Here is a 13,092-nt window from a genome sequence, read left to right on the forward strand (position 1 = left end):
GGAATTAATTCTACGGCAGTTGCACTACTGTAAACCAGTAGGTATGCAGCATGCGGGTAAACGAGACCAGGTCTGAGAAATTGGAAGGCTTGATGGTATAACTATTCACCCCCAATTCATAACATTTAGAAATATCCTTTGCTTCAGTAGAAGTAGTCAGGATAATAATGGGTAGCCACTTCAGATTTGCATGTTCTTTAATTTCGCGTAATGCTTCCCTGCCATCTTTACGAGGCATGTTCAGATCAAGTAAAATAATACTGGGGAAGGGGTATTTTTCTTCGTCCGCATATTTTCCCTGCCTGTTCAGGTAATACATTAACTCTTCTCCATTTTCAACAAAACGCAATTCAGTTTCAGTCCCACTCTCTTCAAAAGCCACTTTTATCAGCTCCCGATCGTCTGCGTCATCATCAGCAACCAGTATACATTTTCTGGTACGTTGCGCCTTCTTGATCATCCAGATTTAAATTTGACGGATAAAATTACTTAAATATTGTTGCATATTAACCAAGAATGGACAGAATAAGGCCTTTTATTGACAAAATTCTCAAAATAGTGCCTACCACCCCGTGTAACAGGATGGTAGGACTTGGTACTTTTTAAAGAGATCTATGCTTGTGTAGTTTTTCTTGGGATTAACAAACAGCAATTTGATAAGGAAGCTTCACAAATGTACGCCTGATCTCAATTGTAGGCTGATCGGATCGGGAAAAGTAAATACGCGATCGGGAAAAATTGAGCAGGCATTCCTAACTACTTCATGTGCAATCTGTCCTCAATCATACCGGAGAAAGACGACGGCCCCATGTGAATCAAAGGGGTCTCTGCTGTTGCAACACCAATCCTGCCGGATGGATTACCAGAGATATAATTCAATGCCGCAGCAATACAATGCTCATTCACATCTCCAAAATCATGCGTCACATCATCACTGGCAGCAATATCCGGTGCCATCCCCTGGAAGTAATCACCATCGCCATTCGCATTCTGCATATAGAAATTAGACATATAGACCGTATAGGTGTCAATTTTAACACCGAAGAAACCTACAGGTTTTCCGTAGGTCTGACTACCGACCAGCTTCACCGGCAGGTAGGGCTTCAGGCTATTAATTACCAGTTCACTGGCAGAAGCAGTATTGCCACTAACAATGAAAATCACCTGCTTTACGGTATTCAAACTCCCTACCTTCCTGAAAGAATAGGTATTGCCACTGATAGAATAATCAAGATCTGCATAGGTCGCTTTATGACCATTGTAGTCTACCGTATTTCCATTAGCATCCAGGTAGAGCTGCTGTTTTAAAATAGTGGCCTTGCCGTTTTGCAGCAGATCATTGAAGTATTCCGTATACATCGTTTTATCATTCAGCGTAGACGGTGCTATCAGGTTAATCAACTCTTCAGCAGTCTGCGTGTAACCACCACCATTATAGCGTAAATCAATGATGAGTGCGGTAACACCCGCTGTAGCAAATGTGCTGAAAGCCGATTCCAGCGGTGCCTGCGAACTAGACAATACAGAGAAACGGCTATATGCCAGGTAACCTACCTTTTGAGACCCGGCGCTCAGAATGCTTGTCTTCAGGACAGGATTCGTTGTATAGTTAGTTTTGCTAAGATTCACAGTACCCGTAGTACCATTGTTGTCCACAATAGTCATAGACATTTTACTGCCATTCAATGCAGATTGGATAAAAGAACTACTGGAAGTGGTGACAGTCGTACCATTGATCTGCGTAACCCGGAAGCCTCTCGCCAACCCGGCCTGTGCCGCTGAAGAGTTCGGATTCACATACCGGATGCGCACATCAGCACCAATACTGATGCTCAGTCCAAAATCATCCCCCTTGTCAGTAAGTGATACGGTACCAAGGCGGCCCCCGGTCAGGGCACCATTGTCAATAAAAGAATATTTGGGAGTACCGGCATAGCCAGAATACTCATATGAGTAACCTGTACTGGGATTGGTTTTTAGTTGGGTAATGACATACAGCTCCTTTTCATAATTAGTCAATACACTGCTACCGGTAGCATACTGACGCGGGTTAAAAGTGTTGTAATCCGGCAAGGCATCGTACCACAGGTAAATCTGCTTTGCATAGAGGTAGATGGAGTCAAGTGTTAATTGCTCACGGGTGCCATCTGTTGGCGATACAGGTGCTTCAGTATCAGTATCGTGGTCCTTGCGGCAGGAAACGAAAACAGTGGCACAGGATAGGAGTGCAATAAGAATGGTCTGTTTCACCAGGGTGGATTTTAAAGGGAATTTACAAAAAATAAAACAGTTTTGATCTTTTTGCCTGCCTGCAGCAGGCGGCCCGGAAAACAGGAAAGCTTCCACCTATGGCAGAAGCTTTCCTCTGTAGCTATATAAAGCATCATTATTTCGTTGTTAAATCCGTACTTCCCTTAGCGGAAATAAAGTATTTAAACGTCCAATACCCAAAGTCCTTTTGATAGATCTCAGCTGTCGGCTTTTCAGGAGCCCCTTTATAAATACTTATATACTGGAACTTCACATACCTGCCGTCATTTAATTTAAATACAAACACCGTGGTCTTTGGAAAATTAAAATAAGCCAATTCCCCTGTTTCAGTATTGTACACAGGCTGCGATACATCCATACCCACTGTATGAATAAATGCACTGGCAGCAGGTGCGGTTGTAATGGCATCAAAGGTAGTATCCTCATACCCTGCCACCATTACATCCGAAGGATTCATTGCAAACTTATCCACTCCATCCCAGTAGTCTGGTGCAGTGCCTCCCCAATTAGGTGCCATGATCAATCCGGATCCTCTAAAAGCCAGGTCCCACGCTGCAGTATTGATACTATCCTCTCCTACACCTACCAATCCCATTTTCGTAAAACTAAAAAGATTATAATTCAGCGTAGACGTTGTTGGAACAGGCAAACTATTGATCTCCACTACGCCATTCGCTTTGATAGTTACATTTTCATTCACAATCGAATCCTTTTTTTCATCCACAGGTTTGACAGCTGTATCCTTATCATCTTTACAGGCAAACATAGCACCCGACAGGCACAATGTTAAAAAGGCATACTTAAATTGCAGTTTCATTTCATTATTGGTTTTAAAAAAATACAGGAAAACGGCCTTCCGGCGGTACATTACACCTTACAGTGCCTGGTACTGGAAGTTATAATACGGATAGTTAGTAGCTGAGCTACCTGCATTAGGTGTGCTGTTGGAATAGATGCTGGTAATGCTTACTTTCCAGACAGGCTTACCGGTAATACGATCTTTCAGGATCAGCGTACGTGGCTGATAGGCGGTTACGATATGAGAGGTAATGTTATAATCATACCAGCCAATAGAAGAGCTGATAAGTACAGTACCCATGTAAATTCTGTTAGTACCCAGTTTGCCACCCGGAGCTGCCAGCGTGGTTACCCCTTTAGCAGTAGCAAAAGCTGAATCCTGGTAATTCAGGGTATATGCACCGGAATAGGCATAGATATCACCATTTGCACTACCGGTGAAACGCAGGTCATAGCTCACGGTAGTAGCATTTACAGAGTCACCACCTACGTTGGTAGACAGGTTGAAATAATAAGTGCTCGCGACAGTTGACCACTGTGTACTGTCTGCCGGTGCAGTCACAGTACCCTGGGCAAAGTTGCTTACAGTATATACTGATCCGGATCTGGAAACAGTACCTTTAGTTTTGCTGGCATATGGACCAGCTACAGACAGGTTAATGGAACCACCATCCGGTACCACTACAGCCAGACCACCACCCACGGTGAGGCCGCTGTTAGGCGCAGTTACGTCATCTTTTTGGCAGGAAGAAAATAAAGCAATAGTTCCCGCTACCAGCAGGGCAGCGCTAAAACGAAGTGTTTTCATTAGATTTGTAGTTTAAGAATTCTCAATAGTATGGCTTCTTGTGTAGGACAGCATTTTCCCAGGCGCTATTCGGACCGTCACATCCAGCGTCTGTGGTTAACGCAGCCTGCATAAGGCCATACTTCTTTTTTCCAATTAGTGGTTATTCCCGGTCACCGGCCGTTTCCTGTAATATTTTTGTGTTTAGGTTATCTTCCCACTCTAAGCTCTACCCTACTTCGTCTTCAAGTCCAAACTCCCCGCTGTCCCCTGCACATAATACCTGAAATTGAAATAAGGTGCCAAATTCTTCGTATTCGGATCCTGGTAATCAGGTGCCGTAGCCGGGTTATCCTTATACAGATTCACCAGCTCCACCTTCACATACCGCCTATCCTTCAGCAAAAAAATTAAAGACCTATCCTTATAAGGCACCAATGAATGATTACTGAACTGGTAATACCCCCAGCTATCAATTATATCATTCATATCAAATGAAATCGGCACACTATTCCTGATCATAGAATCAGCAGGTGCAGCACTCAGCTCATCAAATGCAGTTCTAATCACCCTGATCTTCCCAACCCCATTCTTACCTTCTGCAGTAGCAGCATCCGCATTGATCTGCGAATTATAAATGCTGTTGAACATAATATGCCAGGTCGCTAAGCCATCCACAGCTGCTGCACTATCCACAACCTTATGCGTATCAAAATTGAAATACCATGCACGATGTCCTTCCGATGCAGAATGCCCTACATCCGGTGCAGGATAGTTTACTACATAGACTACATGGTATGTCTCATCCAGGTATATATGTTCCTCCAATTTTTTTACACGGCCGGGTACCCAGTTAGTACCTTCCAGGTAAGTCTCAGCTGTTGGAACCGTATCATCATCTTTTCCACATGCGCAGAAAAACAGGAGGGTCAGTGCCAGCAAACTATTGGTTAAACGTCTTATTGCCATCTTTGTTAATCGTGTATTTAAAAGTGATATAAGGTGCAGCAGTATGAATGTCCGGCTTAGCCGGCCTGTCTTTATAAAAACTGTAAATGACCAGTTTCGCATAATTACCCCTGGCAGTTTTGACTATAATCGTGCGCGGCAGATTGTAAACCACATGAGCCTTCTCACTATCGCCAGGATACAATTGCCCATAGAAGTCATAGAAGGCATAACCATTCGTACTGCCATTGAAATGATCTAAAGTCAGGTAGCCGTTTATCAACAGCTGATCATCCGCAACAGGTACTGCCGTCACCTTATCAAACGCCTCTTCCATCAGGCTTTGTGCAATAGGTACTGCGACAGGGCGCTGGTTTTCATAATCGAAATATTGTTTATCCACCGCACTGTCTACTACCAGGTAAATCCCTCCTTTCCCAGGCCCACCCTTACCAGGATTATAATTAGCAGTGCCATTATTGGCCCATATACTGCTGTTGTAAATACTGGCAAATGCAATGTCCCATTTGTCTGTAGCAGCATAAGCTTCTGGAATCACCCGACCATCTTCCAAGCTATAGTAAACTGTCTTGAACGATGCACTGCCACCAGCCCTGGCAACAGTATCACCCAGTAGATTATTTACAGTATAAGTACCGCTGGCAGTCACGGTTATCGCAGGCAGATCAGGCAAAGAAGGATCATCTTCTTTATCCTTATCCGAACAGGATGCGAATAAAAAAACGGTCAACAAAAGAAAAGATATACGCATTAGCATTAAGGTGTTTTCAGGTTATGACTACCATCCTGCTGAACAAAATAGCGGAAAGTGAAATAAGGTGCCGGCCAGAAAAGATCCGTTACAGCAGGTGGGTTCCCCTGGTATACATTGATCAGTTCCAGTTTACCATATAATCCCTCTGCAGTACGGATGATAAATGTGCGGTTCTTAATGGGCACTGCCAGGTGTGTATTCAGTGAATAGAAATACCAACCCGTGTTATAAGGTTGTGGATAACCATCCCATCCTGCAAAATTCAGGTTTGCAGTTTCGAATGCTGCATCATCAGGCGCAGTGGTCACCTTGCTGTAGGCAGAATCCACAGCGATGATCATTCCTTTTCCTGCACCGCCTTTCCCTGGCCCTGCCCCGCTACCATTATTTACATACACAAGTGCATTATAGATATCAGTAAATGCCAGGTCCCAGTTGTTACTCTGCTTAAAAGTATTGCTGCTATCCCAGGATTGTAGTTTCGTAGATAGCTTGAAATAAAAACTCTTAAACGGGCGTTTTTCTTTTCCTTCCACGCCATCAGCCACAGAGGCTTCTGTATCACCAGCCAGGTCATAGATAACGGTGCTTACACCATCTTCATAATTTAGCTTATCGACGTTGTTGTTGTCTTTCTTACAGGCTACAGTCAGCAGTAGGATGGCTGCTAACCATGACCATTGGGCTCGCTTGTACATATTGGTTTTGGCTCGTTCGTACATATTGGCTTTGGTTAGTTTGTCCATATCGGTTTTAGTTCACTTATACATATTGGGTTAGGCTCGTTTGTACATATTGCTTTTCGATCACTTGTACATATTGCCTTTCGATCGTTTGTACTTATTTTTTTCCCTCGCTTGTACATATTGCCTTTCGCTCGCTTGTACCTATTTCTTTCCACTCGCTTGTACATATTTCTTTTCGCTCACTTGTACATATTGGTTTGCGATCGCTTGTACATATTGCCTTTCGCTCCCATGTACTTATTTTCTCCCTCGCTTGTACATATTCGCTATTGTTTAAACAGTCGCCACTTCAATCCAGCCATCAGGATACGACCAGCTTGTCCTGGCATCAACATATCCGTATAATTCATAAGATTGTCTGCCGTAAATTGAACAGCCAGATGCCCCTTGCAAAACTTCTTTTCGACAGAAGCATATACCAGACAATAAGCATCTATAAACGTATCGTAAGTGTCCAGGAACCTGTTATTGTTGGCATCATCATAACCTGACCTGCTCTTATAATTAGCTCGAATAGTAGCACTAACACCCCAGGGCACATACTCATAAAACACACGCAGGTTCAGCATATGACGGGACCGGTTCTCAAGACCGATATAGTCACTCACTTTCGATGCCCTCGTCTCACCAGTATTATTATTTCTGATCTTATTGTATGGATAAGCACCCATCCTGATGGAATCCATAATACCTCTATCCTTCGCATACAACAACTGGTAGCCGACAGATACATCCAGTCCTTTCATGATATGTGTACTGATGCCGGTTTCTATACCGCCGGTAAATGACCTGTCAAGATTGATATAGGAATAAACAGGTTGAAAATTTGTTCGGGTAGCAATCTGCACCGTATTAATAAAATTGTGCAGCTGGTTGTAAAAACCATTTACATCAATCCGGATATTTTGTAAAGGTGTGTAACTCACGCCTACATTATATGAAACAGCCATCTCCGGTTTTAGCGCAGTACTGATATCTTTAGCTACAGGTCTTACCTCACTAATCAAACCTGCTGCCTGCATAGATGCAATCTGAGTAGCCACTTCTTCTACACCAAGCACAGTATAACCTGCCTGCGGATTAGTAAACACCTGGTATCGTTTTTGGAAATCAGGTGTCTTATAACCCGTTCCAAAAGCAGCAGTCAGGAATATTTTCTCCGATAGACGATACTTCAATCCTGCGCTGGGATTGAGCCTGCCACCATAAAAATCAGAATGGTCATAGCGAAACCCTAAGCGGGAACTGAATCGAGGATTCACTTTCCAGTCGCCCTGCAGATAGGCATATTCACTTCTTAAATCATTCCCATCCATCACCTCAAGATTACCGCCTGCACCACCTACAAACGATAACTGATTCGATGCCACATACTGTACCTGTTCTTCGAAGCGATGATAGTATTGCGTAAAATCATTTGAAGTCAGCTGGGTAGACTTGCCTGTACTTACATCCTGTGTAGTACTATATCTTGTTAAGTAGTATTGTGTTTTTAGCTGCCAGCCCTTGTTCAGGGTAGACTGCCATACAATCGCTGAATTCACATCGCTTTCATGCAGTACATCTCTGGTGCTGTTCGTCACCTGACTACTGCTATACACCGATTCATTGATTGAATTGCGGAGCGCCCAGCGACCAGCAATGTGCAATGCGTTTTTAGCATTCAGTTTATAACGCAGCCGGCCTTGCAGACTATAACTATCATAAGGTGGCGCGGTACTGCCCTTGCTTAAAAAGGAATTTACGTTGTAGCCATCGGTATGATAAAAATTGCCTGATAGGTTGAAGGCTCCTCTATTTTCTTTATAATTGGAATAATCGGAATTCCCTGGATGATCTGTTTTCCTTCCATAATTCGTTTCTCCTCCATAATCTGTTTTCCTTCCATGATCCCTTTCTCCTGCATGATCTGTTTTCCTCCCATAATCTGTTCTCCCTCCTTTCCCAATTCCTCCTCCAAAAGGCATCTCCCCTTCCACCGTCACATCCTGCGTATGCTGCGATCCATACCTCACAATCACCTGCCCCTGTGCAGCATCAATCCCTTGCCTGGTAATAATATTCACCACACCTCCCAACGCCTCACTCCCAAACAAACTCGAACTCGCTCCCTTCACAATCTCAATCCTTTCAATATCAGCAACAGTTATCCTCGACAAGTCGAAATTCCCTGCATTTCTACCTATCATAGGTTGGCCATCAATCAAAATCAAAATATAATCAGCGCTAAACCCCTGCAACTGCATCCCAATCGCCCTGGACCCTGCAGATACATCATTGACAATCGCAATCCCTGTCTGTTCACGCATCACTTCATCCAACCTTCTACTCCCCATCATCTCTAAAGTCTTCCGATTAATGACTGTCACAGGCATTGCTGCCCGGCTACTAAGAGTTTCCAGGTGCACGGCCTTGACTTCCACACCCTTTAAGGTATGAGAGGTATGGGAGCTATCGGACTGACCGAAGGCACACAAACTACTACAACACAATATGATGACCGTGTATAAATCTTTGCTGGTACGCATGAAAATTGAAGGATAGTGCTATCTACAGCATATCGGGTACAATAATATATTTTGGTTCGGGGCGGAGTAGTGTAAAATTAGGAAGTGAATATGACAGGAAAGTGACGAAACGGGAAAACAATTTACGCAATCAGGAAAAGTAGGACTGCTCACTAAAAAAATGGGTGTTAATGATTATTGCTTCCGCAAAATCATTAACACCCATCTCCAAAATATCGCCTATTCTTTTTAAAATATCGCCTATTCTTTAATCAACGCATACTCTACTACCGGATACCCTCTCTCACCACCATCATTAATACCCATACTCACAAACTTCAGCTTATAATAGTTACCAACCGGATCCCTCACCACATAATAATACTGTTTATAAATCCCGGTACCGGTAGATCTCCAGCTGCTGCCAATCGCATCTCTCTTAGAAGAGAATGTCAATGAAGCCGTATCCGCCTTCTTAAAGTTTGCATACCCTACAGTAGTAGAATCTACCTTAGCAGCAGCAACACCACCCTGCTGGTTGATCACCACAAAATCAGAGAAGAAATAAGGAATAGTGGCAGTATAATAAGCCGCATAAGACCAGGCAAAATCCCACTCCGCCTTTTTAGGTTCCACATTCACAGTAGCCCCGCTGTCAAAAGAGAAGAACACAAAATTGTAGCTGCTGTTCTTAGTAATCGTTACCGTTTTCACAGTCGTCGCACCCAGCAAAGCATATTGCAAAGTATACCCTGTAGTACCGCTACGCGTAATCTTCACTTTATACCAGGTAGCAGGATCAGACGCACTTGCAGTTTCCGGTTTAACCAGGTATACATAGTTCGTAGCATCAGTGGCTGATACTTCAGCAATCACGGTACCACTCAGTTCACCATATACATTATCAATCATGCTCAGTGTACCCTGACCCTGACCAATTGCAAGACTCACACCAGCAGCATCATCAGTATTTACAGCAGTGATATCAGTCTTGGCGGTTGCTACCGCACTCATAGAAGTAAAGCCGTTCAGAATCACCCTGTAATCATTTCCACTATAAAAGCCCAGTGACCAGCTGGTACGGCTCACAGCAGTAGCAGAATCAGTACTCATATCTACATATACTGTTTTAGGAGAACCGGTACCACCGCCACCATCTAAAGTTAATTCGGAACCATCCGAAGGAGCAATCACCACAGTGGCATCATCATCTTTACTACATGCGCTAAATAATCCAGTAGTAGCAAGGCCGAGCACGAGTAAAAGTCTGCTTAATTTCATAGAGTTTTTGATTTTTGAATTGTATTTTATGAGCATTTAAATTATTGGCTGTATTATTAGTTTTACCTGTATTCCTGTATTCCCTACAGTACCCGTTTCCCTGTATTCTCCATTTCCCTGGTATTTCTCGTTTCCCTGGTATTTCCCGTTTCCCTGGTATTCCCCTGTATTTCCCTGTTCCAACGAGATATCAAAAACGAATCATATCTTTGATTCCTACCCTACTTCCTACTCCATGTAAAATTCACCCCCAGGAAATAACTCCTCCCATACCACATAGGCAACTGCGTTCCCGCACTATGTGCCACCCCACTATTCAGCGTACTATTATTAATATTCGTCACATTGAACAGATTCCTCACACCCCCATTTACATTCACCAATTTATTCACCCGCTTCATCACCGTAAAATCCGCCATGTTATAAGCCCCCGACTTCACCTGGTGTAAATAAGTAGTCCCACCTGCAGCAGTCGCCGCCTCATAAGTCGGTCTCACACCATTATATTTATAAGAGAGATTCAGTGTAGTCCCAATCCTCCTCAGACTATAAGTAATATTCCCATTCACTTCCGGTGTCCACACAAAAGTCGGCGTAGGATCTGCCGCCTTATAAGTATCATCATCAGAAAACTTATTATACCTGCCTATATAAGACATACCCACTCCCACCTCCAGGTTCTTCCAGCTCAGCTTACCCATCAGTGTGCCACCCGTCGTTTTAAACTTACTGATATTGACATAGGTCATTGTATCACTATTCGCCACATACGCATAGTCAATCATATTATCAAAGTCATTATAGAAACCAGTTGCCGTTACATTCACCAGCACAGGTCCAGATTGAATCGCCTGCCAGCTCAGTGAACCCGTAAAACTATTAGAGTATTCCGCCTTCAGGTTAGTATTCCCCTTAATACTATGACTCGCATCAAAGAAGTTGAAATACAACTCACGCAAAGCCGGTGCCCTAAAACCACGCGCATAAGAGAGACGCAGGTCCAATGTTTTAGACAATGCAAACTTTACATTCAAAGAAGGAATTACCGGTGGCGCATCATAAATAGAGTTCTTACTAAAGCGGACACCCGGACGAATATTAATGCCCTTAGCCGGTTTTAATTCTGCAGATGCAAAAATGGAATAGTTAGAAATATTGGGAGTACCCTCTATACGCTGCCCGGATGAAGCATCACGACTATATTCAACACCCGGCTGGAAAGACAAATGAGCATTCACCGTATACTGCGCAGTACCCCTGAAAAACACCGCATTATATTTTGTCACATCCTGTGCACCCTCAGCATTCGATAATGTCTCGGTTCCGTTCGTAAAGTCCTTAATAGTAGTACGTGTTTGCCTGTTATAATCCTGGTAAGACAAGGCACCATTCACACTCAGGTCATCATTCACCTGCCACATAGCCTGTGCCTGATGTGTATATCTTTTAGTCAGATAATGTGCATCCGTCGCTTTCCCATTATCATAATTAATATCACCTTTAGCAGCCAGATCTTCATCGAGATAATCAAGACGATACCATGCCTTAATATTTTTCCTGTCAATTCCCACAGTTCCATATGTCATCAACTGGTCCTTCGGATGCCATGCCTTGGCTCTGCCAGTCAGGGTATCACTCCATCCTCCAAAATTATTACGGGTAATACCCCCACTGCCAAAATACCCATGACCACTCCAGCGTAATCCCAGAGACGCATTGTGCTGCCCCTTACCATCAAATGCAGCGTATTCATTGCCTACCGTTTCTTCCTGTACACTCGCATTGACGGACAACTGCTTATCCCCATTATATTTTTTAGTAATAATATTAATCACACCTGCAAGCGCATCCGTACCATAGACCACAGACATAGGTCCTTCTACAATCTCAATCCGTTCAATACTGTGAACATCTATCTGCGCAAGACTTTGGCGGGTACTTCCACGATCTACCAGTGGCACCCCATCCAGGAGGATCTTTACTTCAGCACCAGACATCCCCATGAGTTCCACGTCAGTTTCACCCAGGGTATTATCATTGGAAAAACGAATGCCCAGCTGATTATCCAGCACGCCCAAAATATTGGTAGCGCCCCGCATCTTAATATAATCAGCAGTAATCGTTCTCACCTGGTATACGGAATGCTTTAATGATTGTGGGGCGTACTGTCCTGTCACCACCACATCATTTAACTGCACCGAATCCATCCCTTCTTTAATCTGCGCCCTGCTTTCGTATGAACATGCGAATAGCAAGGCTAATAGAATTACCCTAAACTTCATAAGTATTTTTTGATTGCAATCGACACACCTTCCCCTGTCCGCCTACGACACAAACGCAGGCAGCTTAAGGGACAATAGGTATTAGTCCATGATACCGGAAAACAATAAAATATCGTGTAAGCTGTTGCGGAGAAAACAGTCACACAATACAGAACACTGGCGGAGTAAAATTGTGAAGCAAAGATCATCAACAATCTTTGCTTCAAATAATCTGATCAGGAAAAGTATTTACGCAATAAGGAAACTTTAACCTACCAACATAATTACGCAGTGATACAACTTTAAAAACAAACTCGTTTATCCAATAAATAAACATCAACGTATCAACTCGTACACCTGCTGTAACAGCAACGCCTCATCGATTGCATCCCTCAGATCATTAAACTCATCTCTTGTAAAAGTAAAGCTGATATCCTTACAGGGAGCATGAATAATCACCCGTTCTTCCCCATCGGGAAAAACCATACAACAATCAACAAAATCCTGCCTGTACATCGTTTCACGGAACAACTGAAAATCCTGAGGGGAGAAATTGAGTAACAAATTATTATGCCAGATGAATACAGTCTGACAATGCATACAATGGCTAATTTGGGCCGTATTCTTTATACATAAATTCCTGATGTCACACATATAATATCTTGTTTAAAAAATAGGGTAGCTTAGGATATTAACACGTCGCAAAAGTAAGCGGGAA

At 43.2% G+C, this 13,092-nt stretch carries 11 protein-coding genes; all 11 read right to left on the bottom strand.

Translation table 11 applies throughout. From position 1 onward, the window contains the following. Positions 1-10 precede the first annotated feature (10 nt). The 11 genes from DXN04_RS14810 to DXN04_RS14860 all read right to left on the bottom strand — a co-directional run bounded on the left by DXN04_RS14810 (position 11) and on the right by DXN04_RS14860 (position 13,028). The gene (locus DXN04_RS14810; protein WP_083720184.1) at positions 11-460 is read right to left on the bottom strand and encodes a response regulator; all 450 of its coding nucleotides are present in this window, start codon (positions 458-460) and stop codon (positions 11-13) included. 296 nt (positions 461-756) lie between these two features. Continuing rightward, a complete protein-coding gene (locus tag DXN04_RS34785) occupies positions 757-2,250 on the bottom strand; it encodes a S41 family peptidase (protein ID WP_158569025.1) in 1,494 nt (497 codons plus the stop codon). Positions 2,251-2,386: 136 nt separating this feature from the next. Beyond that, a complete protein-coding gene (locus DXN04_RS14820; protein ID WP_147319932.1) occupies positions 2,387-3,088 on the bottom strand; it encodes an HmuY family protein in 702 nt (233 codons plus the stop codon). 57 nt (positions 3,089-3,145) lie between these two features. Continuing rightward, positions 3,146-3,877 carry a hypothetical protein gene (locus DXN04_RS14825; RefSeq protein WP_116854128.1) on the bottom strand — a complete coding sequence of 244 codons (732 nt, stop codon included), beginning with the start codon at positions 3,875-3,877 and terminating at the stop codon, positions 3,146-3,148. Between the two features lie 213 nt (positions 3,878-4,090). Continuing rightward, positions 4,091-4,825 carry an HmuY family protein gene (locus DXN04_RS14830; RefSeq protein WP_116854129.1) on the bottom strand — a complete coding sequence of 245 codons (735 nt, stop codon included), beginning with the start codon at positions 4,823-4,825 and terminating at the stop codon, positions 4,091-4,093. Continuing rightward, positions 4,800-5,576 carry an HmuY family protein gene (locus DXN04_RS14835; RefSeq protein ID WP_147319933.1) on the bottom strand — a complete coding sequence of 259 codons (777 nt, stop codon included), beginning with the start codon at positions 5,574-5,576 and terminating at the stop codon, positions 4,800-4,802. Before DXN04_RS14835 ends, DXN04_RS14830 begins: the two co-directional genes overlap by 26 nt. A 5-nt stretch (positions 5,577-5,581) precedes the next feature. Beyond that, a complete protein-coding gene (locus DXN04_RS14840) occupies positions 5,582-6,325 on the bottom strand; it encodes a hypothetical protein (RefSeq protein WP_199415045.1) in 744 nt (247 codons plus the stop codon). A gap of 266 nt (positions 6,326-6,591) precedes the next feature. After that, positions 6,592-8,853 carry a TonB-dependent receptor plug domain-containing protein gene (locus DXN04_RS14845; protein ID WP_116854131.1) on the bottom strand — a complete coding sequence of 754 codons (2,262 nt, stop codon included), beginning with the start codon at positions 8,851-8,853 and terminating at the stop codon, positions 6,592-6,594. 240 nt (positions 8,854-9,093) lie between these two features. Further along, positions 9,094-10,113 carry an HmuY family protein gene (locus tag DXN04_RS14850; RefSeq protein ID WP_158569026.1) on the bottom strand — a complete coding sequence of 340 codons (1,020 nt, stop codon included), beginning with the start codon at positions 10,111-10,113 and terminating at the stop codon, positions 9,094-9,096. 221 nt (positions 10,114-10,334) lie between these two features. Then, positions 10,335-12,395, bottom strand: coding sequence for a TonB-dependent receptor plug domain-containing protein (locus DXN04_RS14855; protein ID WP_199415046.1), 2,061 nt, complete (start codon positions 12,393-12,395; stop codon positions 10,335-10,337). Positions 12,396-12,710: 315 nt separating this feature from the next. Further along, on the bottom strand, positions 12,711-13,028 hold the full coding sequence (locus tag DXN04_RS14860; protein WP_317128896.1) for a DUF6686 family protein: 318 nt from the start codon (positions 13,026-13,028) through the stop codon (positions 12,711-12,713). Between the last annotated feature and the right edge of the window lie 64 nt (positions 13,029-13,092).

This window comes from Chitinophaga silvisoli, assembly GCF_003412465.1.
In the GTDB taxonomy this organism is placed as follows: Bacteria; Bacteroidota; Bacteroidia; order Chitinophagales; family Chitinophagaceae; genus Chitinophaga; species Chitinophaga silvisoli.

What these genes read in the sequence shown, in the direction of transcription:
- DXN04_RS14810 (WP_083720184.1), bottom strand. Translation starts at nt 460, where the DNA reads ATGATCAAGAAGGCGCAACGTACCAGAAAATGTATACTGGTTGCTGAT.
- DXN04_RS14820 (WP_147319932.1), bottom strand. Translation starts at nt 3,088, where the DNA reads ATGAAACTGCAATTTAAGTATGCCTTTTTAACATTGTGCCTGTCGGGT.
- DXN04_RS14825 (WP_116854128.1), bottom strand. Translation starts at nt 3,877, where the DNA reads ATGAAAACACTTCGTTTTAGCGCTGCCCTGCTGGTAGCGGGAACTATT.
- DXN04_RS14830 (WP_116854129.1), bottom strand. Translation starts at nt 4,825, where the DNA reads ATGGCAATAAGACGTTTAACCAATAGTTTGCTGGCACTGACCCTCCTG.
- DXN04_RS14835 (WP_147319933.1), bottom strand. Translation starts at nt 5,576, where the DNA reads ATGCGTATATCTTTTCTTTTGTTGACCGTTTTTTTATTCGCATCCTGT.
- DXN04_RS14840 (WP_199415045.1), bottom strand. Translation starts at nt 6,325, where the DNA reads ATGGACAAACTAACCAAAGCCAATATGTACGAACGAGCCAAAACCAAT.
- DXN04_RS14845 (WP_116854131.1), bottom strand. Translation starts at nt 8,853, where the DNA reads ATGCGTACCAGCAAAGATTTATACACGGTCATCATATTGTGTTGTAGT.
- DXN04_RS14850 (WP_158569026.1), bottom strand. Translation starts at nt 10,113, where the DNA reads ATGAAATTAAGCAGACTTTTACTCGTGCTCGGCCTTGCTACTACTGGA.
- DXN04_RS14855 (WP_199415046.1), bottom strand. Translation starts at nt 12,395, where the DNA reads ATGAAGTTTAGGGTAATTCTATTAGCCTTGCTATTCGCATGTTCATAC.
- DXN04_RS14860 (WP_317128896.1), bottom strand. Translation starts at nt 13,028, where the DNA reads ATGTGTGACATCAGGAATTTATGTATAAAGAATACGGCCCAAATTAGC.